We start from the raw sequence: 23,684 nt of genomic DNA, 5'->3' as shown, positions 1-23,684 counted from the left end.
TTGATTTCTTGGCAGGTCGCAGGAGTTCTTTGGCTCAGACGAGGTAAGAGATGACCCGCCAACGTATGCAAGAGGGTCGAAAAAACATCGCAGCGCGCATCCCGAAGGTCGCCGGATTGTCGTGGCCGATCGTGGTGAGCATGCTCTCATTTACCGCGATGGAGCTGGCCGACACCCTCTTTGTCGGCTGGCTGGGGACCGCCGAACTCGCTGCTGTGGGGCTGGCGACGACGGCCACGATGCTGATCAACGGCTTCTTTATGGGGACGCTCCAGGGGGTGAGCGTGGTGGCCAGTCAGGCCACCGGGGCCAACCTCAAGGAGCGCGCGCTGCAGAGCGCGTCGGCCGGGGTGCTCCTGGCCATCCCCTTTGGCTTGCTGGTGGTCGGCCTGAGCCTGCTCGACGTGTGGATCTTCCAGGCGCTCGGCGGCGAGGCCCACGTTCAGGCGATGGCACGCGAGTACTTCGGGATTCGGGCGTTGGGCGCCGGACTCTGGTACGTCATGTTGGCGTTGAGCAACTACTATCAGGGGGTGGGAGATACGCGCACGCCGATGAAGATCAACATCGCCGCCAACGTGGTCAACGTGGTCCTCGACCCGATCTTGATCTTCGGGGTGGGCCCGATTCCGGCGATGGGGATTGAAGGGGCGGCGATCGCCACGGTCATCGCGCAGGGCATCGGGTTGGTGGCGGTGCTGGCGCACTTTGTGAGCAAGAGTGGTCTGGTGCGCCGGGTGCCCGCCGAAGTCGTGCGCTCGATCGCCCGGTTGGGACTGCCGATGGGGGTGCATTATGTGCTGGGTATCGGCGCTTTTACCCTCTTCACCGCGCTGCTGGCGCGGATGGGCACCGTGGAGTTGGCCGCGCATCAGATCGCGCTCAAGGTCGTCAGCGTGAGTTTCCTGCCGGGCAAGGGCATCGGCCAGGCGGCGACGATTCTGGCCGGACAGCACGTGGGCGCGCGGGCCTACTCCGAGGTGGCCACCTCGTATAAGGCGGCGCTGGCGCTGACCTGGCTCTTGATGGGGCTCTTCGGGTTGAGCTTCTGGCTCTTCCACGACTCGATCGCCGGGGTGTTCACCAGCGATATGGCCACGGTGGCGCTGGCCGGTAAGCTCTTGATGGTGGCGGCGGTCTTCCAGCTCTTCGACGCCACGGTGATCGTGACCGCCGGCACGCTCAACGGGACCGGCGACACGCGCTTCACCATGCTGGCGGGTATTGCCGGGGCGTGGTTCATGCTGGTGCCCTTCGCCTACCTCTTTGGTTATGTGCTGGACTGGGGGGCGGTGGGCGCCTGGATGGGGATGGTCGTGGAGATGTTGATGCTCTCGATCGTGCTGGCCCTGCGCTTTTGGCGCGAGGGCTGGAAGCAGGCGCTGTTGCGGCCCGCGGAGCGCCGAGAGCCCCGCAGCGCTGAGGCGGCCTGAAGGTGCGGGCGTGATAGGGGGTGAGGCGCTTGCGGTGATGCAAAAAAGCCCCGGCCGAGCAAAAGCTCGGCCGGGGCTTTTTATGGCGGCGGGGTTGGTGGCGCTCAGCGCTCTTTTTTACGGATGTAGAGGGTCTTCTGGACCTGGGCCACGACCTGGCCCTCATCGTCGAAAATCTCCACCTCAAAGACCGGCTCGTAGACCCGTTGCTGCGCCAGCGCCTCCCAGACGGCGTCGATATCGTCCTGGTCGAGTCGAAACTCCGCGCGCACCCGGCCGCGCCCCGGACGTTTAAAGCGGATGCTGGCCGCCTTGTCCCAGACCACGACCTCGGGGCCCAGATTCTTTAGGAACATCAACATATAAAAGGGGTCGACCATCGAGTAGAGCGAGCCGCCGAAGTGGGTGCCCACGTAGTTCTGATTGCTCAGCTTCAGTGGCATTTCCACGCAGATGTGGCGGTAGTCGTCGGAGATGTGTCGCACGCGGACGCCCGCCCCCAGGTAGGGCGGGTAGAGGTTGAGTACCAGGTCCATGCGTTGGGTGAGCGCGCCCCGGGCGCGTTTGAGAAGGGAACGCATCATACAGCTTCCGGTGAGGGTCAGAGGTGGTGGCGGTGCACTTCGCCGGAGTGTTATCGTAGGCGCATCGTATGGTGGTCAACCCGTGGAGGTGGTGATGGTGCGCGTGCACAGGCGTTTGGGCTGGGTGTGGGTGTGGGCGATATGTGTGGTGTGGGGATGCAGTGCCGGTCCGGCCGCCGAGGATGTGGGGGCATCTGATGTCTCCGAAGATGCGCCGGGCGACGTCGGCGCCGATGCCGACGCGCTGGAGCCGCCGGCCTGTCAGGCGCTGCCGCAATGCGATGATTCTCAGCGCGTGGTGAATTGCCAGTGCGTCTCCAACATGGACCGACGTTGCACCCGGGATGAGGAGTGTCGCCCCGAGGAGAGCTGCGAGCTGATCGAAGAGGGGCGCCCCCGGGTCTGCATCTTTGAGCCGGCTGCGGCCCGCGCGTGCCCCGGGGCCCCGGGGTGTGAGCCGGGCCCTGGCGAGGAACTTCTGGCCGGCGCGGCGAGCATGGTCATCACGCCGGAGTTTTTCAAAGCGCCGCCAGCGCCCGGCGCAGAAGATCCGGGCTGGCAAGACCAGGCCATGTGGCTCGCCGGATTTTCGCCGGGGCGAGCGGCGATGTACTGCCCCGAGGAGCGCATCGGTTGTGCACAGCCGGAGTGCTGCGTCTCCCGGTATGCCCACGATGATCTGAAGAGTCAGGTTGTGGTGTTGCGTCAGGATCAGACCACCGTGGCGTTTGTGGCGCTGGACGTGGTGGGATTCTTTCATACCGACATTGAGGCCATCCGCGCGCGCATCCCGGAGGCGCTTCAGATCGATCATCTGATCGTGGCCTCCACCCACAACCACGAGGCTCCCGATACCGCCGGGCAGTGGGGTCCCGGCTCGCCGATTCCCACCCGCAGCGGGCGATCGGAGGCCTTTATCGAGCGCATCATCGCCCAGACCGTGGTCGGGCTGGAGCAGGCGGTGGCCGAGCTTAAGCCGGCGCGCGTTCAGGCGGCGGTACTCCAGACCGGGGTGGATGGCCTGGCCATCAGTGACAGCCGTCCGCCCTATATTTTTGACGATAATCTGCCGGTGGTTCGCCTGAGCTCCCGGGATAGCGGCGACACCATCGCCACCCTGATCAGCTTCGGGAATCACCCCGAGGTGCTCTGGTCGGAGAATCAGCTCATTACCGCGGACTATCCTCATTTTGTGCGCCACTACGTGGAGCAGGGGTTAGCGGCGGTGCTCGATGGCGAGGGGCAGGAGCTTAAGCCGGCGCTTGCCGGCCTGGGCGGGGTCACCGCCTTTTTTGCCGGGGCCGTCGGCGGGCTGATCAACCCGGGGCGAGGCGGCGCCAAAAACTACGCTGACGAGTCCTTTGAGGATGAGCAGCGTCACACCTTTGCCGCCGCCGATGCGGTGGGCCAGCAGCTGGCCGCGCATGTGCTCCGGGCGCATCACGGCGATGCGCTGGAGGAGATCGCGGCTCCGAGGCTGGCGTTTCGGACCGTGGAGTTTCTCACGCCGATTGAAAACACGCTCTTCCAGCTGGCGGCCTTTGCCGCCAGGATCCTGGAGCGGGACATCTACAACACAGCGCTATTGAGTCCGACGCAGTTCTATCCGCAGGCGCCGCAGATTCTCAGCGAGACAAGCGCTGTGGCCCTGGGCTCAATCGTCTTTTTCACGGCCCCTGGGGAGGTCTTTCCCGAGAGCCTGGTGGGCGGCTACCCGGGTCGCTATGCGGTGTGGGATCCGGTGATTGGCGATGTGGAAGGGAGGCGCGCCGAGCTGGCCTGTGGTCCCGACGGGATGCCCCCTGCGGAGGGCACCTCGGGGAGCCATCCCTGTGTGGTGCGCGCCGACCAGGAGAACCCGCCGGACTTTGAGCAGGCTCCCGAAGGCCCCTATATCTATGAGTGGGTTGGCCAGGAGCGTCTGCCCTTTTTCATCGGTCTGGGCGGCGATTTTGTGGGGTACATGGTGCCGGAGTACGACTTTGAAGGGCCCACCGGAACCACCCGCGCGCCGGGCTCCCATTATGAAGAGACCAACGGCGTCAGCGGCCAGATCCTGCCGCACTGGGAGGCGGCCTTGCAGGAGGTGTTGACGGTGCTGGAGCCCGAGGCCGAGGGCCGCTAAGGGCCAATTGCTTGACGCTCGTTCAGGGGTGCCTAGGTTGGCACTCGACCGCAGGACTCCCGGCCGCTTTGCAGGCCGGGGGCCTTGACCCAGACAATTGCCACAGAAGATGGACCGTCGCCTCATAGGGGGTGAAGAAGAGGTGGGCTTGTGTGCAAGCCTGGCGCGCGCTCCTGCGCTCGCAACCTGACTTCCCGCCAGGGCGGTGATCTACGATGGAGTGAAGCGATGCGTATTGAGAAGTTCACCATCAAGTCGCGCGAGGCCCTCTCCGAAGCCCAGGACCGTGCTGCCGAGGCGCAGCACCCCGAGGTGCGTACCATTCACCTGCTCGATGCCCTGCTGGAGCAGGATGAGGGCATCGTTTCGCCAATCATCAATAAGCTCGGTGCCAGCGGTGACCGTCTGCGTCGTTCCGTCAAAGACGCGCTCGGTCGGATGCCCCGGGTTGAGGGGGCTTCGCCATCGGTCTCCAACGCCTTTGCCGAGGTGCTTCGTCTGGCTCAGAAAGAAGCCGACGGGCTACGCGATGAGTACGTCTCCACCGAGCACCTTTTGCTCGCCTTGAGTGAGTCCAAAGATGAGGGCGGGCAGGTGCTGCGCTCGGTGGGGGTGACCCGCGACCGGGTGCTCGCTGCCATGACCGAGGTGCGCGGCAATCAGCGCGTGACCGACGTCAACCCCGAGAACAAGTATCAGGCGCTGGAGAAGTACACCCGCGATCTGACCGCGATGGCCCAGAGCGGCAAGCTCGACCCGGTGATCGGCCGCGATGAAGAGATCCGCCGCGCGCTGCAGGTCTTGAGCCGTCGCACCAAAAACAACCCGGTGCTCATCGGGGAGCCCGGCGTCGGCAAGACCGCAATCGCCGAGGGCATCGCTCAGCGCATCACGTCGGGCGATGTGCCCGAGAGCCTCAAAAACAAGCGGGTGGTCTCGCTGGACCTGGGCTCGCTGATTGCCGGTGCAAAGTTCCGCGGGGAGTTCGAAGATCGCCTCAAGGCCGTGCTCCAGGAGATCGATCAGGCGGCCGGCGAGATTGTGCTCTTTATCGATGAACTCCACACCCTGGTGGGCGCCGGCGCGTCGGAGGGCTCGATGGATGCCTCCAATATGCTCAAGCCGGCGTTGGCGCGCGGAGAGCTGCGCTGCATCGGCGCGACCACGATCTCGGAGTATCGCAAGTACATCGAAAAGGATGCCGCTCTGGAGCGTCGCTTCCAGCCCATTCAGGTCGATGAGCCTACGGTCGAAGACAGCGTGACCATTTTGCGCGGTCTCAAAGAGCGCTACGAGGTGCATCACGGCATTCGCATCTCGGATGCTGCCCTGGTGGCCGCTGCGCAGCTGAGCCATCGCTACGTCACCGATCGTTTTCTTCCCGACAAGGCTATCGACCTGGTCGATGAGGCCGCCGCCGGTGTCAAAATGCAGCTGGAGAGCCTGCCCGAGGAGATCGATCGTCTGGAGCGTCGCATCACCTCCATGGAGATCGAACGTCAGGCACTTAAGCGCGAAGACGACGCCCCCAGCCAGCAGCGTCTGGAAGAGGTGGAGAGTGAGATCGCCGAGTTGCGCGAGAAGGCCAGCGGCATGAAGGCCACCTGGATGCGCGAGAAGGATGTCATTCAGAAAGCTCGCGATCTCAAACAGCGCCTCGAAGACTTGCGCGTGGAGTATGAGCAGGCCGAGCGCGGTGGCGATCTGGGGCGAGCGGCGGAGATTCGCTTTGGCACCATTCCCGCCACCGAGAAGGAGCTGGAGAGCACCCACGAAGAGCTTCAAGGGTTGCAGCAGTCGGGGAGCTTCCTGCGTGAAGAGGTCACCGATGAGGATGTCGCGCAGATTGTGAGCCGGTGGACCGGCATTCCGGTGCAGAAGATGCTGGAGAGCGAGCAGCGTAAGCTGCTCACCATGGAAGATCGCCTGCACGAGCGGGTGGTCGGACAGGATGAAGCGGTGCAGGCGGTCAGCGACGCGGTACGGCGAGCGCGCAGCGGTCTGCAGGACCCGCAGCGCCCCATTGGTTCGTTTATCTTTCTGGGGCCGACCGGCGTGGGTAAGACCGAGTTGGCGCGTGCGCTGGCGTCCTTCCTCTTCGATGACGAGCAAAACATGGTGCGTCTCGACATGAGCGAGTTCATGGAGCGTCACGCCGTGGCTCGCCTGATCGGAGCGCCTCCCGGTTATGTGGGGTACGATGAGGGAGGCTACCTGACCGAGCACGTGCGTCGTCGGCCTTACACCGTGGTGCTCTTCGATGAGATTGAGAAGGCGCACCCCGACGTCTTTAACATCCTCCTGCAGATCCTGGATGAGGGGCGTCTCACCGATGGGAAGGGACGCACGGTCGACTTCACCAACACCGTCATCATCATGACCTCCAACGTGGGAAGCCACCACATCCAGGACCTCGGTCAGAGCGATCCTGCTCAGGCCGAAACGCTGGTGATGGAGGAGATGCGGGAGATGTTTAAGCCGGAGTTTCTCAACCGCATCGACGACATCATCCTCTTCCTCTCGCTAACGCGGAAGGAGATGGATCGCATTGTGGAGATTCAACTCGGTCGTCTGCGTCGCTTGCTGGAAGACCGTGGTTTTGGCCTCAGTGTGAGCGAAGGGGCGATGACGCTGCTGGCGGACCGGGGCTTTGATCCGGTCTACGGCGCGCGCCCGCTCAAGCGGGTGATCCAAAAGGATGTCCAAAACGCCCTGGCTCGGGAGCTGCTTGCCGGGCGATTTGCGCCGGGAGAGACCATCGCGGTGCGGGTGCAGGATGACGAGCTGGTCTTTGAGGTCGGCGGCGTGCCGGAGACTCGGCCTTCGGTGCATTGACTCGCAGCGCTCTGGAAAGGGGGGAGAGGCCCTGTGAGGAGCCTCCCGGAGCGCGAGGGCCTTTGCGCTGCCTTCAGGCAGCGCAAACGCTAAAGAAACGCGGCCCCGTTGGGGCCGCGTTTTTTGCTCTACAGGGGAGAGGTCCTGGTCACTCGGTGCGCCGAGAGTGGGGGGCTTGAGGCCGGGCGATCAAAGTCCGGAAGAGAGAGGAGCTCAGGAACTCCCGGTGAATTCAGGCGCGGATTGCGCGGCCTGGCGGGGAGCATGCTAAAAGGAGCCAGCGATGAGCAGGCCCCGAGGTGGGGGCCGCAAGAGCGATGGTGAGGATGAAATGAATCACAGTGCAGCAGAGCAAAGGCCTGAGCAGGACCTGACCGAGTACCGCGCGCGCTACGTGTGGAGCGCCGGGGGATGGGAGGAGCGCGCCTCGGTATGGGTGCGTGGTGGGCAGGTGATCGCGGTCGGGGACTTGGAGGCTCGGCCGGAGCGCTATCGCAGCGTGGACCTGGGGGAGGTGGCGCTGGTGCCCGGGCAGATCAACGCGCACAGCCACGCGTTTCAGCGGGTGATGCGCGGGGCGGCGGAGCGACGCGACCCGGAGCGCCCCAACGATAACTTCTGGACCTGGCGCGAGGCGATGTACGGGCTGGCGCTGAGTTTGAGCGCGGAGGAAGTGGAGGCTGCCGCCCGCCTGGCTTTTTGGGAGATGGCTCGCGCCGGCATCACACAGGTCGGCGAGTTTCATTATGTGCATCATCGCCCCGATGGTCAGGCGTATGAGGATCCCAATGAGCTCGCGCATCGGGTGATTCAGGCAGCGCAGGCCGTGGGCATCCGCATCGCGCTCTTGCGCGTGGCCTATCACAGCGGCGATATCGGCCAGCCGGCCTCACCGCGGCAGCGTCGCTTCATTGAGCCCGACGTGCAGACCTACCTGGAGCGTTTGAGCGCGCTGGAAGCGCGTTGGGGAGAGGTGGATAAGGTCAGCCTGGGCGCGGCGCCGCATAGTATTCGGGCGGTCGATCGGAGCTGGGTGGAGGCGATCGCCGACCATTGTCGGTCGCGTGATCTGGTCACCCATATCCATGTGTGCGAGCAGCCTGCTGAGATCGATGCCGCGCGGCGCGCCTATGGCATGGGACCGGTCGAGGCGTTGCATGCCTGGGCCGGGTTAGATGCGCGCTGGACGCTTGTCCACGCCACCCACCTCAACGAGCGTGAACACGCCATTGTGGCCGAGACTCGCCCCACGGTGTGCGCGTGCCCGACCACCGAGCGCAATCTGGGCGATGGCTTTCTGCCCGCGCGGCGACTGATTGCCGACGCGGTGCCGGTGGCGCTGGGAAGTGACAGCCATACGGTGATCGACCCCTGGGAAGAGCTACGCCTGGTGGAGTACCACGAGCGTCTGCGCGCGCAGGCGCGAAATGTGCTCCCCGCGCACGCGCCCGGGGCCCAGATGAGCACCGCGGCGGTGCTCTGGCCGATGGGGACGACCTGGGGCGGGCGTGCCCTGGGCCGCGCGCTCTCCGGCTGCATTGAGGCCGGCGAGCCTGCGGACTTCGTGGCGCTCGATCTCGGCGACCCGGGGCTGTGGGGGGCCGAGCCTCAGACCTTGTTGGACCACATGGTTTTAAGTATGAGTGCCAGCGCGGTACGCCACACCATTGTGGCCGGCGAGCTGGTGATTGAAGATCGCAGGCACGTCGACGAAGACGCGCTACTCGCCCCGGCTCGCGACTTTCTGGCGCGGCGCCGGGCCCGCTGATTGGCCCCCTTTTTTGACTGCTCGCCACACGGAGCCTTCCCCTTATGTCGAACTGGCCCGAACTCTGGAAAGATCTCACCCTGGCGGTGATCGACGTTGAGACCACCGGTCTCGATCCGCAGACCGATCGCGTGACCGAGGTCGGCATCATTCGATTTGAGCGTGGCGAGGTGATCGAGACGTACGGCAAGCTGGTGCACCCGGGATGTCCGATCCCGGAAGATTCCACCCGCATCACCGGCATCAGCGACGACGACGTCAAAGACGCGCCGCGTTTTGAGGAGATCGCCGCAGAGGTGCACGAGCGCCTGCAGGGGGTGGGCATTGTGGCCTACAACCTGGCGTTCGACCGCAGCTTCATGCGCAACGAGCTGGAGCGTTGCGGGCTTGGTTGGCCGGACGATGCCCCCACGCTCGACCCGCTGATCTTTGCGCGCCAGTTTTATAAGAATCATCCGCGCAAGAATCTGGGCGCGATCTGTAAACTTCTGGGGATTCCGCTCGAAGAGGCCCACCGCGCCACCCATGACGCCACCGTCACCGGGCATGTGCTCTACGCCTTTGCCGACCGCTTGCCCGAGCAGCTCGACGCGCTGCTGATGCTGCAGGCGCAGTGGGAGCAACAGCAGGCCGCCGAGATGAGTGGCTGGCGTGGTCGCAACCGCGGCGGTGGGGGAGACTTTGAGTCGCTGGGCGATGCCCTGGGTGGCGCGACCATCGGGCTGGGGCCCGCCTACATCTATGGCGACGAGGCCGATCCCTTGCGCGCCCTTTACATGAGCGTTCCCGAGGCCAATGACTGAGTCCGCACCCACCCATCTGGAGATCCGCGCCGAGTTGGAACGCCCGGAGATTTACTCCCCGCGCACCCGAAAACTCTGGCGGGCCCTCGACTACCTCTGGGGTTATCTGCCCGCCTACCGCAACACCCGCTCCGGGCGTCAGCGCGCCCGCCAGGGCAAGGTGATGCTGGTGGTGGTGGGCGTGGGAACGATGATTTTCGGGGGCAGCGCTGCCCTGATCGCGCTGGGAGCACTGGTGGCCTTTGTCGCCCTGGTAGCGCCGGTGCGGGAGCTTAAAAAACGCAGCGTTCATAATCGCTTGCGCACGCTGGCGGCCGATCGAAAGCGCCCGGTGCGTCGGCCGGGAAAGGTGGTGTTCGACGGGCGACGCCTGGAGCTTCATGACGAGCAGACCATGCTGCGCCGGGTGCTCGTGGATCGCCCCGGGCGAGAGCTGGTCTTTCGAGTCCGCGACGACAAAATGTGCGCCGGATTGCGCCCGCGATCTGGAAATAAGCGCCAGGCCATCTGGATCTGTGCCCCAGAACTCACTCTCGATGACGTGCCGGTGGCTTATGCCGGCGGCCTGGCTCGGCTCAGCGATCAGGAAGTTGATGCGCCGGCCTTTATCGACCCCGATGACTGGCGACGTCTGATCGAGCTTCTTGGCGAGGTGGTACGATGAGCTTACCGGTACAACAATTTCTGGAACCCGGCGGTCTGCTCGATCAGAAGCTCGAACGCTACGAGTTTCGCCCCCAGCAGGTGCAGATGGCCAAAATGATCGCCGACGCCCTGGAGGGCCGTCATGCCGCGATCGTGGAGGCCGCCACCGGTACCGGCAAGACCCTGGCCTACCTGATCCCCGCGCTGCTCTCGCGCCGCCGGGTGGTGGTCAGCACCGGGACCAAGGCGCTGCAGGAACAGCTCTTCTTTAAGGACATCCCCTTTCTGCAAGAACATCTGCCCCGTAACTTCAAGGCGGTGCTGCTCAAGGGGCGTCGAAACTACCTGTGCAAGCAGCGTTTTGAGGAGATGGAGCGCAAGCCGGCGTTTCGTTCTGCCGACGATGTGCGCCTGTGGCCGGTGATTCGCAGCTGGGCGGGTAAAACCTCCACCGGGGATCGCGCCGAGATCGAAGGTCTGCCCGATAACTACCCCACCTGGCAGGAACTCTCGGTGGGGTCGGAAGGCTGCCTGGGCACGAAGTGCCCCTATTACGATGAGTGTTTTGTCAACCGGGTGCGCGAAGACGCCCAGGAAGCCGACGTCATCGTGGTCAATCACCACCTCTTCTTTGCGGACCTGGCACTGCGTCAGACCGGGTTCGCCGAGATTCTGCCCTCTTATGATGCGGTGGTCTTTGATGAGGCGCACCACCTGGAGAGTGTGGCCACGGAGTACTTCGGGCTGCAGGTATCCAACTTCCGCTTCTGGGAGTTGGCCGGTGATGTGGAGCGGGCGGTGGATGCCGATGAGGTCAGCGCGGAGGCGGCCGCCGATGTGTTGGAGACCACCCGGCACCTGACCAAGGCCGCCGGCCAGCTCTTCGATCGCCTGCTCGGCGTGCTGCGCGAGGGGCGTCACGGACTGGATGTGCTCGATGACATCCCCGAGCGCGAACTCATCGACGAGGCCCTGGAGGAGGTCTACGACGGGCTCGACGATCTGGAGGGGGCGATCCGCGCGGTCAGTGCCCTGGGCGAATCGGGGCAGCGTCTGGCGCAGCGCTGCAAGGAACTGAGCTTTGAACTCAAGCAGGTCATCCGCTGCGATAACCCGCGCTATGCCTACATCGTGGAGCGTCGTGACCGCGGGGTATTTTTGCAGGCGGCGCCCATTGACCTGGCCAGCCTGATGCGGCGAAAGCTGCTCGATACCCACGACGCGCTGGTGTTCACCTCGGCGACGCTGGCCACCGGGGGCAACTTCGAGTTCTTTAAGCGCCGTATGGGCATGCTGGGGTTTGAGCGCGAAGAGGGGCCGGCGGTCAAAGCGGTGAAGGTGGAGGAACTGATCCTGGAGCCGGTCTTCGACTACCCCAACCAGTGCGTGCTCTACGTGCCGAACAAGTTGCCGGCGCCCAACGATCCGAACTTCTGCGACAATGTCGCCCTGATCGTCGACTACCTCTTAAAAATTACCGAGGGCCGCGCCTTTGTGCTCTTTACGAGCTACATGAATATGAATGCGGTTCATGATCTGCTGGTCGATAAGATCGATTATCCGGTGCTCTTGCAGGGCCAGGCCAGCAAGCGTGAGATTCTGGAGAAGTTCCGCGCCACGCCCAATGCCGTGCTCTTCGCGACCAGCTCGTTCTGGGAAGGGGTCGACGTGGAGGGAGAGGCGTTGAGCATGGTGATCATCGACAAGTTGCCCTTTGCCAACCCCTCCGATCCGCTCACCCGGGCTCGTCTGGACCTGGTGGATGAGCGCGGCGGCAACAGTTTTGCGCAGATCTCGCTGCCTTCGGCGGCCATTTCATTGAAGCAGGGCTTTGGTCGTTTGATTCGCTCGAAGTCCGATGTGGGGGTGGTGGCGATTCTCGACTCACGGGTGGCGCATAAGAGTTACGGGCGTTACTTCCTCAACAGCCTGCCGCCGGCTCCCGTGGTCTGGTCGGCGCCGGCGGTGAAGCGTTGGTGGTATCAGCGTCATCCGGAGCTGCTCCCCGAGAAGGGGTGAGCGCTTAGGTCAGGCGACTCGGGAGGATTTTTCGGGGAGCGCACAGGACGCGCCGCCGGTGGTGATCAGGTTTGAGTCGTAGCGCTGAATCCTCGCCGACTTCTGCCCAACCCCGGGGGCTGATTATGCTGGAGCTGATCGAGAACTTTTTTCTGACCACGAGCTTTTTGCAGATTTTCATTCGACTCTCGCAGATGTCGGCCACTGACGTGGTGCTGCTCTTTTTGCTCTCCAAACCGGTCTTTGTGTTGATGGCGGCCGGGTCGGTGCTCAGCGGCAGCGCGCGTCGTGACGCACACGGTTCAGAAGGCCGTCGCGATCGCTTCCTTCCGCGTTGAGCGTCGAGTGTGGTAAGTCTGGGCGTCTTCAGGAGGGCCGCAGAAGGAGGCCCTGTGCACGGCGCAGCAGATGAGGCATGAGATGGGCACCGAGCCCGAGCAGCAGGAAGGCTTCGCAATCGAAGAGGGGATGTCCACCGGCAAGCGCGTCGCGCTGGGGCTGGTGGCCCTGGTGGTGATCGTGGCGATTGTGGGAGCGGTCACACAGATGGCAGGCGTGGGATTTCTGGGCTACCGCTCGATCCTCTACGGCTCGGGCGAACTCTACGTGTTAAACCTGACCCCGGAGACGCGTCAGGTGCGCGTGGAGGAGCGAGCGCCCGAGCCGCTGCTCGCCCAGAATGCTCAGATGGTGGAGCTGATCGGGGGCACCTCGAAGGTCGATATCCTTCAGGAGGACCAGAGCGTCTGGAAGAGCTTTGATATCACGATCGATGACTCGTCGGCGCTGCTCAACCTCTCGGGGAGCACCTGTCTGTCGGTGGCCGATGTCACCGCGATGTACCGTGGTCAGGGCGAGGGGCTGAGCTTTCAGGCGTTGCTTCCGGCCGACACCGAGTTTTACGAGCTGGGCACGCATAACGTGATCTGGCCGCGACGCGATTTTCCCTCACGTGTCGATCCCTCCAAAGGGCCCATGCTCTGGGTTGAAATTGTGGCTTGTCAGCTGCTCGAGGATCCCAATTATCTCTCGGAGTACCTGATGATCCGGCTGCAGCAACGCATGGAGAAGCGGGCACAGCCGGAGTAAGCTATCCCATTTCAAGCTTGGGCTCGGGCCGGTGTGGCGCTATGCTGCGCGCATTCGACCATGGGTTCTGATCCTTTTTCGCGCCTCGAGAAAGCTGGCATGACCTTATCAACGACTTCACCGTCGGGGGACTTGACCGACGTGTTGGCCGGGGTGCGTCTGGGCAAGTTCGACCTTTTTGAGCGCATCGGCGAAGGGGCGATGGGCGCGGTCTACCGGGGGTACCACGAAGAGCAGGGGCTGGAGGTCGCCATTAAGGTGATCTTGCAGGAGCGAGCCGGTGATAGCGCCTACCAACGTGCGTTCGGTCATGAGGTGCGCAGTGTGGCAGCGCTGGAGCATCCGGGCATTGTTCGCCTGTATGACTACGGCGTCATCGACGCCGGGGCCGAAGCCCGCCTGCCGGATAAACTCCGCCAGGGGAGCCCCTATCTGGTGATGGAGTATGGCCGCTTTGGCACCCTGGCCGGCCTCATGGACAAGCCGCAGCCCTGGCCGGTGGTCGAACTGGTGCTCTTTGCGATTCTGGACGCGCTGGCTCATAGCCACGCCCGTGGTGTGATTCACCGAGATATCAAGCCTCAGAACGTGCTTCTCGACCGCGTCGAGGAAGGCTGGCCCGGGGTACTGCTTACCGACTTTGGCCTGGCCTACGCGTTGCAGCCCGATGAAGGCGCGGTGCAGAGCAAGCGTGTGGCGGGTACCCCGCAGTATATGGCGCCGGAGCAATTGTTGGGGAAGTGGCGCGAGTACGGTCCGGCCACCGACCTCTACGCTCTGGGGTGCGTGATCTACGAGATGATCTGCGGCGAGGTGCCTTTTGGGGGCGATAATGTCATGCAGATCGCCCGTGCCCATCTGGATCAGCCTGTGCCCAGGCTCAGCTCCCGTCTCGAGGTACCCGAGGGGCTTGATGGCTGGATGCAACGAATGCTGGCCAAAGATGCCACGGCGCGATGGGCGTCGGCGGCGATTGCGGCGCGCGAGTTAAGACGAATCTGTGCCCGAGAGGGGACCCGGCGCATCAATCAGCGTCAGTGGCAGGCCATCTTGCAGGCCAATGTGGCGTCTGGCGAGCAGCGCGGCGGTGAGGAGCACGCCTCGGTGCAGATGTTGCCCTTTCATGCGCTGACTCCGCTGATGAATGCGTTGCCTGTGAACGAGGCACCGGCTGTTGAGCAGCGCTTTACCTCACTGCCGCAGGATTGGCAGCGCCCCCGACGAAGCACCAACATTCGGGTGGCCGGCGCCGGGCTGGGGCTCTTCGGGTTGCGCCGTCTGCCCACGGTCGGCCGAGAGGTCGAATGTGAGCAGCTCTGGTCGACCTTGCGTGAGGTGATCGAGGGCGGCGTATCCCGGGCGGTGCTACTCCAGGGGGCCTCGGGGGTGGGCAAGGATCACCTGGCGGCCTGGCTGGTCGAACGCGCCCGGGAGGTCGGTTCGGCGAACACGCTGCATGTGCGTTACCGCGCTGCCGGAGAAGTGACCGATGCGGTGCGAGAGTCGTTGATCGCCTACCTTGGCCTGGAGGGGCTGAGCCGCGCCGAGGTCGCCACGCGTCTTGAAGCGGTGGTGCGCGCCAGTGGCGGCGAGGACCCCTACGAGTGGCAATCGATGACGGAAATGCTCTCGCCAACTCCCGTGGGCGAGGGCGGGGGGCTGAGGTTAAGCAGTCAGGCACAGCGACACAGCGTCCTGGCCGCCTTCTTGCGGCGTCTGGCCCAGGCCGGGCCGCTGATTGTGCGACTGCAGGATGTGCAGTGGGGCGTTACGGCTCTGGGCTGGGTCGAGTTGCTGCTTCATCAGGTGGAGGATGAGCGCGCGCCGATCCTGGTGGTGATGAGCGCCCGGGACGATCTGATGGCGCTGAGTGCCGAACATATTCGTGCGCTGGCGACCCTGCGTCAGAGTGGCGCTTTTCGTGAACTCAGTATCTCGCCGCTAGGAGCCGCGGCGACCATGACCTTTATCGAAGAGCTTCTCTTCCTGGAGCCGGGATTGGCCGGTGAGGTCGCCGAACGCTGCGCGGGCAATCCGCTGGTGGCGATGACCTTTGTGGAGCGTTGGATCGAGCGTGGGTTGCTCACACCGACTCTGGACGGGTTTCGCTTTGAGGGCAGCCCCGAGGAGCGGGCACTGGATGACGCCGGCTCGCTGTGGCTGGCGCCAGCGCTGGCCATCGTTGATGAGTCTGGCCCCGAGCAGATGATTGCCCTGGAGGTAGCCGCGGCGCTGGGCGCGCGCTTCGGGCTGCTGGACTGGAAACGTGCCTGTGCTGCGGCTGGTATTGAGTGGAATCCGCAGGTGGTCGAGAGACTGCTGGTGCGTCGGCACCTGGTGGATGCCGGCTCCGGTCAGCTCGCGTTCTCGCAGAGCCTGCTGCGCGAAGCGCTGCTCGTTCATCTTCGAGGGGCCGGACGTTGGCAGAAACTTCATGCCGCCTGTGCGAAGGCACTGACTCCCCGGGTCGATGCGGGCGAAGAAGGGGCGCTGGAGCGTTCGGCGGTGATGCTCAAGGAGTCCGGGCAGACGGCTGAGGCGGTGCGTCGCTTTCTGAAGGCCAGTGAGGTGCGCCGGCTGCGTGGCGAGCAGCACTATAACGCTTACCTGCTCGATCAGGCCTGGCAAGCCCTGGATGATGTGGCGAATCCCCTCAATGCCGAACTCGCTCGTCTTCGGGTGGAGCTGGCCTGCGACCGTGCCTGGATGTTCGGGGCCACCTATCATGTGCGCCTGGCTCAGGTCTGGGCGCTGCGGGCGGTGGAGTTGGCCGAGGCATTTGGAGATTCCGCGTTGTTGGCTCAAGCGCGTTCGATCGCGGGTCTGCAACTCAGTGTTGGCAGTCGCGCCGAGGAAGCTGAAGACCTGCTGAGGGGGGCGATCGCGTACTGGCGCGTGCAAGACGGCGATCGGCGCTTTCATGTGATTGCCTGCAAGTCGCTGGCGCGTCTGCTGGCTCGTCGAGGGCAGTGGGATGAGGTCTTTGTCTTCCTGGATGAAGCGTTAGTTCAGGCGGAGGCATCTGGAGATCTCGTGCTCCTGGCCAATGTACGCTACGACGTGCTCTTTGCACGGTACCGCCACGGCGATGTGCCCACGCTGGAAGAGCTCGACGAGTTGATCGCCATCTGTGAGCTCGCCGAGCAATACATCGGACTGGCCGAGGTCTTAAATCTTCGCGCCGATATTCAACGTACGCGGGGAGAGGTGGCCGGGGCTCGCGCGGATCTGGCTCGTGCGCTTCACTATTTTAATCGCATTAACAGTCAGAATGGCATGGCCGTGATGCTCAACCTGGGGCTGATGCTCCTGGCTGAAGATGATGTCGACGGGGCCAAGTCCTATTTTGAGCGCGCCGCGGTGAGCTTGCGTCGCCAGCGCCGCCCGCAGCTGTTGATCTACGCGGTGCTCGGCTGCCTGGTCAGTGCGCTCAGTGAGCGGCATCGCACTCGGGTGGAGCGTCTCAGTGCCGAGGCGATCCGGTTGATCGAGGAAACCCATTTTCTGGGAGATGATGACGCGCGTGCCCTGCTGTTGGCGGCGTCGCGGGCGGTCCACGCCGATGGAGAGCGCTGGGAAGAATGGGCTCAGCTCAAGGCGCTGGGGCAGATGTTAGAGCGCATGCCCTCAGCACCTTGAGCCGGTGCCTACGCCGGACTTATGGCAATGAGGTTACTGGAGTCAGGTTCTTGTAGTAGAGGTAACACTCATTGAGTTGCCGGCTGGTAATGGAGACCAGTGAGGTCGTAGCGAACGTGGTCAGAATACCGTAGTTGTTGATGAAATCGCAGACGTCGGTGACGTCGAACTCATCGCCCTCCAGCTGAATCCAGGCATTTCCTTCATTCAAAACTGCAAAGCCACTGACGTTTTTGGAGGTCATCTCCGCGAGTACATCGTCGCGAAACGTGTTCATATTCTTGTCGGAGACACCGCTGTAAGTTCCTTCCGCTTTAATACGTGTGTCGGCCATGCAAGTACCTCGTTACTACGGGCAGAGATATGCATCGCTTTTTGATGCTAATCTTCAACCCAATCCCTGAGTTAAAAGTCGGAAGAGACGTCGGCCAAACGTCTCATAGTACATGGCCGGCCAGACACGTCGGCGGACACGATGACCTGAGAGATCGGAACCAGGCTTCCACCCTGCTTTGGACGTGACAAGTTGTAAGTATCTTGAGACCGAGACCAAAGATCAAGCTTTATTCAGGGACTTACGCGATCGGTAGCGCCGGTAAGCCGCAAGAAAGGCCCGCTAAATTTTTGGACGCCGAGGGGCATCGTGCCTTATAACCGGCGGTATGAACGGGGAGTCCAACGACATACAAACCGACATGCGAGCGTTGAAGACGGAGGGGAAAGAGCGCCGCCAGGGGGCTCGCCGAATCAGCGTGGCACTGGTCCTGTTGGCGCTCTTCGGAGTCTTGTGTGGAGTTCTGTGGGAACTCGCGCGTTCACCGACGGTGCTTGGGCGGCTGATCGCTCCGAAGATTGCGCGAGTGGCACGTCAGCAAGGGGTAGACCTGGAGGTTGCCGCGCTGGGACCAGCGGGGTGGACCGGGGTGCGGGCCTATCAGGTGCAGGTGGGGCTGGTCCGTGGCGGACAGCGCGTTGAGACGTCGCTGGAGCGGGTTGACCTCTATCTGGATTGGGGCGAAACGCTGCGGAGCGGCGTACCAAAACTTGGCCGGATGGAGCTGGGGGCGTTTGAGTTCGGGGTTGTCCGTGTCCCTCAAGTTGAGCTGAAGCCGCCGGTGCAGGACGAGATAGATCGGTCGCTTGAGGCTTCGGTCCGCCCCGGCGTCTCAACGTCGGGTTCGGGGGAAAAGGTGGGAGCGCTGGAACGTTTTGTGGCTTCGGAGCTGGAGGTGAGCTGGTCGGGAGGGCCGGTGAGGCTGCAGCAGGGCATTGGACCGGTGGAGTTAGATGCCGGGCGCATCACGCTGGATGTGCCCGGGCGACGCATTGCATCGCTTCGTGGGGAAGGCCGGGTGGCGGGGCAGCGCTTCGGACTGCAGGGGCACGACCGCACCCTGAGCGTGATAAGTAGCGCGATCGATCTTCCGGAACTCTTTCACGCCCCGGCAGGAGCGTTGAAGGTGGAGCGCGTGGACCTGGAGTTGGAAGGTCTCCTGGAGAGCGCGGGCCGCAGTGATGCCCCGATGTTGGTGACGCTGCGGGGGCTGGAAGCGCGAGTCAATGAGCGGGCAGACGCGGTGCTTCGAGCCGAACGTTCTACCCTGGAGCGGCGAGGGCCCACCCTGAGCTGGCATGCCGAGGGGGCGCAGGTGGAAGGGGCGCAAAAGACTTACGGGCTGCGTGACGTGGCCATGAGCTACCGGGCCGATGTGCCGGGAATCGGTCTCCAGGCGGAGGTGCTCGATGGTGAGGGCGGCCATCTCAATGTGGAGGCGCAATGGCATCTTCCCAGCGCGATGGTCGGGATCAATGCCTGGTTTCATGAGTTTACCTGGGATGGCACCACGCCCTGGCCGGTGCCCGGATCGTCACGGGTGACCCGTGCTCGGCTGGAAGGCACGCTTCACGGGGAACTCGATCTGGCGCAGCGTATTGCCGACCTCAACGGGGAACTTGGTGTCAGCGACCTGCGGGTGGAAGCGCCTTTTCTCGCCAGTGATACGCTGGTGTTTGACAGGCTGGAGATGGGGCTGGGGTTGACCTTTGATGTGGCGTCGCGAGCGCTCAGCGTGGGGCAAGGCCGCCTGAAGTTGGGAGCGCTCGACCCGGTGCGCTGGTCGGGTCATGTGATCGATGCCGGACGCGGGTTTTCCTTTGGGTGGACGCTTGCCGGTGAGGACCTTGACGCCAGCCAGGTGCTCTCGGAGCTGCCCGACGCGATGACCGGGATTTTGGCCCAGACTAAGATGAGCGGTCGCTTCGGTGTGAAGCTGGGGACCTCCGGTCATAGCGCCTACCCTGAAAGCCTGATGCTCGACGTGGGGTTTAGTGGCGATGTCGCGGTGAAGGATTCACTGCGCTGGAGTGCGATGCGCGCTGCCGGCGCCGATGTTCCGGAGGGCGAGCAGGAGAGTGCCTTCTTTGATTCCGACGCTCATCCGGCCCGCCAGATGAACCCGGACCACTGGGCGCGGCTGGCGCGACTCCCGGACCATGTTCCCGCCGCGCTGCTCTCTGCGGAAGACGCCACATTTTTGCAGCACGAGGGGCTGGACTGGGTGGGGCTGCGCATGGCGATGGTCCATAACCTGCGCGAGGGGGCACTGGAGCGCGGTGGAAGCACCATCACGCAGCAGTTGGCCAAGAACCTTTTTCTGACTCATGATCGCACCATCTCACGCAAGCTCCAGGAGGCTTTTTTGACCTGGCGGATGGAGAGTGAGCTGAGCAAAGAGAAGATCCTGGAGCTCTATATCAATGTTGTCGATTGGGGGCCGGGCGTTCACGGGCTCTACCAGGCGTCGCGTTACTACTTTGAGCGTGATCCGGATCAGCTCACCCTGTCTCAGAGCGCGATGTTAGGGGCGATTCTGCCGGGACCGGCGCATTACGGAGCGATGGTCAAGGCCGGGTATTTGCCCTCAAGTCGGCAGGATAAGATGCGGCGAGTGCTGGTGAATATGCGCTTTCTGGAGCAGTTGACCTGGCCGCAGTATCACGCGGCACTCGATGAGGTGAATCGAAGCTCGCTTGGGGGCGTGCAGTTGGCGGTGTGTGCCGACGATGAGAGCGCGCCGGAGGGGGCACGCGCCTGCGCCGACGTGTTGCGAGAAGATGCGCGTGATGCGCCTGGTGAGATGAGTTTTGAAGAGCAGGAGGCGGGTGAGATTCCCGCCGAGACCGGGTGGGTGCCGCTGACGCATTGAGTCACCATCGGCACTCCTAAAAGCCAGGCCGGGCGCTTTGCGCCCGGCCTGGCTTTTGGCGATCCGGGGTTACTCCAGGGGATCAAGTACCGTGAGCGTGCCATCGGCGCTCACCACCAGAACCGCGAGGCTCTCACCATCTTCGGGCGGGGCCAGCAGACCACTGGCGAGTACGGTCACCGCCTGGCCCGCCAGGGTATCCAGCGGGAGATCGAAGGTGGCGAGGGCGGTGGAGGTGTCGGCGGCCGGGGTGATTTGAGCCTCGATGGCGGCTGCTGCCACGGCTACGTAGCCATCGAACTCGCCATAGGTCAGAGACTCGCTAAGCGTGGTCGGGGTGCCATCTTCGTCGACGACGACGGCGACTGAGAGGGCGTCGGGGACACCGTGAAAGAAGAGCAGATCCACGCCTGTCGGGTCGGCGGACTCCTCTCGGGCATCGGAGCGCAAAAAGACGCGCAACGCGGTGTCCTCGCCATCGGGGTTGGCCGAGAAGTCGCCGGGGGTGACCAGTCCGCCGATTACGGCCACGGCGCTTTGACCGGTGCCCAGATTCAGCGTGCTGGTGAGGACTTCGCTGCCGGCGTCTCCGGCCGGCGTGACCGTGAGCTCGATGTCCTGGCCGGCCGCGACGGTGCGGAAGGTGGTGGCCTCGCGGAAGGCGACGGCCGGATAGGTCAATTCCTCGTCCAGGTAGAGGTCTGCCGAGGCGGCGTCCGGGTCCGGCGCGTTATGAATCAGCTGCAGACGGGCCGCTTTTTCGAGCGGGGTGCCCGTGCTGCGATTGCCGCCATAGCGCGAGGGAAAGAGAAGCACTTCGAAGGCCGCCTCGGAGTTCTGAGCGCTGTCTGCAAAGCCGCTGGCGATCACCACATAGGCCCGTCCGCCCACAAGGTCGGGGGTCTGGTAGGACCCGATGCGATCGCCGCTGTCGCTGTCGTTGAGGTCAAAGGCCAATACGCCGGGAGGCAAGGCCAGGTAGGTGTCGGAGAACTCGCCATACACCTGGTCGGTGAGGACGTCGCTGCCGTCTGGTAACACGAGGTCAATGGCGGGCTGATCGGTGGTTCCGTGGAAGATGACCAGCTGGTCGAAGTTCGGGTCGCTGGAGCGCTCCCGGGCATCGGAGAAGGTATAGAGCGAGAGTCCGGTGTCTTCCCCGTCCGGGTTCGCGGTGAAGTCTCCAGTGACGAGTACGCCCGAGATCACCACAAGGGTGCGCTCCCCTTCGGGCAGGCTCACCGAACTGAAGCTAGCGAGGGCATCGGCATCGCTGGTGGAGTCGGCGGGAGCCACGGCGATCGTCTGGTCTTCGCCAGCATCCACGTCGACAAAGGGGGTGGTCGTGCGGAACTCGAAGTCGTCCAGGAAAAGAGTTCCGTTGAGATAGACATCCACCGTCGCGGCGTCCGGATCGGCGGCATTGTGAATGAGCTGAATGCGGGACTGCCCTTCCGGGATCTCCACGGGCTCGCCGACGTCGGTGTCGCCCTCATCGGCGTCGGCATCGGCGGTATCAGTCTCGTCGACGTCGACGTCGACGTCGGCGTCGCCTTCATCGACATCGGCATCGCTGACGTCGGCGCCGGCGTCGAGCTCCTTGCCGTCGTCGGGATCATCGTCATCGTCGCAGGTGCAGGCGCCGCCGAACATCAGAAACGCGCAGAAGAGCGCGGTTAACAGGCGAGGGGCAAGGGGCCAGTGAGGCGAAAGGCGGTTGGTCTGAGGTGCCATGAGTGCTCCTTCCTTGGAAAAAGAGGCTCAGGGTGAGGTTGACGACTTCAACTCGACATTGAGTTGATGCGCGACCACCACAGACGACGTGCACGCCCCCACCGGGTTCAATGCGTTTCAAAGAGTGCAGGTGCCCGCGGAGGCTGCGAGACCTGCGAGGTTCTACGACGGGTGTCGCCGGATGGTAGGCACTGCGTGGACGAGGGCAAATCGCCCCGGCGTATCTCGGGTGCGTATCTTTAGGGATGGATCCCATCGGTGATGTGACCGAGGGCCAGCCTGGAGGTGTGCGATGGTCAGTCGACGACGAACTCCTCGCTCAAAGACGTGGATCGGCTGGGCGGCAGTGGTGGCGCTGGTGCTCCTGCTGGTGCTGGTGGTGGTCGGTCGCAGCGATCGTGAGTCTCCTCCCCACGGTTCCGGGCCGCAGGCGTGGCCTGGCGAGGAGGATTCGCCGGCGGCGCAGCGGGCCCGGGAGAGCGAGAAGGCCGAGGTGGCGAGCCCGGAGTCCTCGACGCGTGCACTTCAGGACGCGGAGCAACGTCCGGACTCCCCGGCGCCTCCTGAGAGTGGCAATGTGGACCCTGAACGCATCGCGCGTTTGACCGAGGCCGCCGGGCAGGCCGTGGAGAGTAGCGAAGCCCCCCGGGCAAGGCTTGCGACAAGGGAGGAAACCTCGGTTTCAGCGGAGTCGGCCGGTGAGCGGTCGCCGCGGGCGGTTCTGGCGGCACGCCGCGATGAGGAGGTGGCCGGTGCCGCGCCTGACGAGGAGGCGCCGGGCGAGGGTGCCGAGGCGATTCAGCGGTTGATTGACGAGGAGGGCGTCGACGATCTGGAGACGTTGGAGGCGTTGGCCGCTGAGGAGGGCATCGATCTGGAGGATGAGGCGCTCTATGCGGAGGGAGAGCTCAACGCCGCGGAGTTGGAGGCGTTGGAGGAGGAGCTGGAGCTGGAGGCGCTGGCCCTGGAGGAGGAGCGCGAGCTGGAGGTGCTGGCGCGGGAGGAGGAGCTGGAGCGGGAGCGTCAGGCATTGGAGAGCGAACGCCTCGGGGAGGGTGAGGTAGAGGCCCCGGATGGCGAGGTTGCCGCCGCGGAGGGCACCGGGAGTGCTCAGGAGGAGGAGCGGGCCGAACGTCTCGAAGAGCTGGAAGATATCGAAGGCCGGGAGGCGCTCGAAGAGCTGGAAGATCTCGAAGATTTGAGTCCGGGGGAGGCGCTCAGCGCGATGGGGGGAAGCCCGGAAGCGGCCGCGGTGGGGGCGGATGCGGCCGGGTTTGCCTGGGCGGCGACGTCGGCGCTGGTGCTTGCCCTGGAGGCGCTCCAGTTGAGCGCGGTGGCCGGGGGCGTGGCGGCCCAGGCTTCGGGCTCATCGGGCTCATCGGGCACCTCAAGCTCCTCGGGCATCGCGTCCGAGAGCCGCGTCGAAGACGAGGTTGAGGACGAGGTTGAGGACGAGGTCGAGGGGGGGGCGGGCGTATCGACCGCCGCGGGCCGGGAGTCCTCCGGGGAGGAGGAGGAGACGCCCGGGGTGGAGCGTCCTGAGGATGCGCTGCCGATCGAGGAGGCGACCCTGGTCTGGGTCGCCTGGAAGCGGGGGATCGACGAGTTGGAGGTGATTCAAAGGCGGAACTTCCCGGACTTTGCCTGGCGCATTGTGGAGCTCCGGGACACCTTTGAGGGCTTTAGCCCGGGGCTCACCCTCGATGAACAGGGTGAGGTGCTTGGTGAGCTTGTGAAGCGCGCAGGAGCCCTGATCGAGGCGATGGAGGCCGCATCCCGCGTGGATTCGACGACTTAGGGCGGT

At 64.1% G+C, this 23,684-nt stretch carries 15 protein-coding genes; 12 read left to right on the top strand and 3 right to left on the bottom strand.

All coding sequences use genetic code 11. The features are described 5' to 3' along the window. Positions 1-50: 50 nt before the first annotated feature. Positions 51-1,433: an MATE family efflux transporter gene (locus tag DL240_RS11100; RefSeq protein ID WP_111729963.1), complete on the top strand. Its 1,383-nt coding sequence runs from the start codon at positions 51-53 to the stop codon at positions 1,431-1,433. Between the two features lie 104 nt (positions 1,434-1,537). Here DL240_RS11100 and DL240_RS11095 read toward each other — a convergent pair whose 3' ends face one another. Beyond that, positions 1,538-2,014 carry a DUF4442 domain-containing protein gene (locus DL240_RS11095; protein WP_430673508.1) on the bottom strand — a complete coding sequence of 159 codons (477 nt, stop codon included), beginning with the start codon at positions 2,012-2,014 and terminating at the stop codon, positions 1,538-1,540. Between the two features lie 97 nt (positions 2,015-2,111). Here DL240_RS11095 and DL240_RS11090 point away from each other — a divergent pair, with 97 nt between their 5' ends. The 9 genes from DL240_RS11090 (at position 2,112) to DL240_RS11050 (ending at position 16,940) form a co-directional block, all read left to right on the top strand. Next, entirely contained in the window at positions 2,112-4,142 is a 2,031-nt protein-coding gene (locus DL240_RS11090; protein ID WP_146618249.1) for a hypothetical protein, read from the top strand. Between the two features lie 228 nt (positions 4,143-4,370). Further along, positions 4,371-6,977, top strand: coding sequence for an ATP-dependent chaperone ClpB (clpB, locus tag DL240_RS11085; RefSeq protein ID WP_111729960.1), 2,607 nt, complete (start codon positions 4,371-4,373; stop codon positions 6,975-6,977). 283 nt (positions 6,978-7,260) lie between these two features. Then, positions 7,261-8,745: a formimidoylglutamate deiminase gene (locus DL240_RS11080; protein ID WP_111729959.1), complete on the top strand. Its 1,485-nt coding sequence runs from the start codon at positions 7,261-7,263 to the stop codon at positions 8,743-8,745. A gap of 44 nt (positions 8,746-8,789) precedes the next feature. Beyond that, complete coding sequence (locus tag DL240_RS11075) at positions 8,790-9,548, top strand: 3'-5' exonuclease (RefSeq protein WP_111729958.1); 759 nt, start codon at positions 8,790-8,792, stop codon at positions 9,546-9,548. Continuing rightward, positions 9,541-10,212: a hypothetical protein gene (locus DL240_RS11070; protein ID WP_111729957.1), complete on the top strand. Its 672-nt coding sequence runs from the start codon at positions 9,541-9,543 to the stop codon at positions 10,210-10,212. The genes DL240_RS11075 and DL240_RS11070 overlap by 8 nt, the downstream gene beginning before the upstream one ends. Further along, positions 10,209-12,212 carry a DNA repair helicase YoaA gene (gene yoaA / locus DL240_RS11065; protein ID WP_111729956.1) on the top strand — a complete coding sequence of 668 codons (2,004 nt, stop codon included), beginning with the start codon at positions 10,209-10,211 and terminating at the stop codon, positions 12,210-12,212. Before DL240_RS11070 ends, yoaA begins: the two co-directional genes overlap by 4 nt. Positions 12,213-12,283: 71 nt before the next feature. Next, positions 12,284-12,550, top strand: coding sequence for a hypothetical protein (locus DL240_RS11060; protein ID WP_146618248.1), 267 nt, complete (start codon positions 12,284-12,286; stop codon positions 12,548-12,550). Positions 12,551-12,632: 82 nt separating this feature from the next. Then, entirely contained in the window at positions 12,633-13,301 is a 669-nt protein-coding gene (locus DL240_RS11055; RefSeq protein WP_111729954.1) for a hypothetical protein, read from the top strand. A 99-nt stretch (positions 13,302-13,400) separates the two neighbouring features. After that, positions 13,401-16,940, top strand: coding sequence for a serine/threonine-protein kinase (locus DL240_RS11050; RefSeq protein ID WP_158542496.1), 3,540 nt, complete (start codon positions 13,401-13,403; stop codon positions 16,938-16,940). 19 nt (positions 16,941-16,959) lie between these two features. Here DL240_RS11050 and DL240_RS11045 read toward each other — a convergent pair whose 3' ends face one another. After that, positions 16,960-17,274 (bottom strand): hypothetical protein, encoded by a 315-nt coding sequence (locus DL240_RS11045; RefSeq protein WP_111729952.1) that lies wholly within the window; start codon positions 17,272-17,274, stop codon positions 16,960-16,962. 361 nt (positions 17,275-17,635) lie between these two features. On the opposite strand from DL240_RS11045, the gene DL240_RS11040 reads away from it, so the two are divergent. Then, positions 17,636-20,146, top strand: a complete 2,511-nt coding sequence (locus DL240_RS11040; protein ID WP_158542495.1) for a biosynthetic peptidoglycan transglycosylase — start codon at positions 17,636-17,638, stop codon at positions 20,144-20,146. Positions 20,147-20,215: 69 nt separating this feature from the next. Here the strand turns inward: DL240_RS11040 and DL240_RS11035 are convergent, their stop codons facing one another. Beyond that, entirely contained in the window at positions 20,216-21,880 is a 1,665-nt protein-coding gene (locus DL240_RS11035) for a DUF4397 domain-containing protein (RefSeq protein ID WP_111729950.1), read from the bottom strand. Between the two features lie 292 nt (positions 21,881-22,172). Here DL240_RS11035 and DL240_RS11030 point away from each other — a divergent pair, with 292 nt between their 5' ends. Then, entirely contained in the window at positions 22,173-23,678 is a 1,506-nt protein-coding gene (locus tag DL240_RS11030) for a hypothetical protein (protein ID WP_146618247.1), read from the top strand. The last annotated feature ends 6 nt before the right edge of the window (positions 23,679-23,684 follow it).

Source organism: Lujinxingia litoralis (genome assembly GCF_003260125.1).
GTDB lineage: Bacteria > Myxococcota_A > Bradymonadia > Bradymonadales > Bradymonadaceae > Lujinxingia > Lujinxingia litoralis.
The sequence above is the reverse complement of the archived record's forward strand: the minus strand, read 5'-3'. Positions and strand labels throughout refer to the sequence as shown.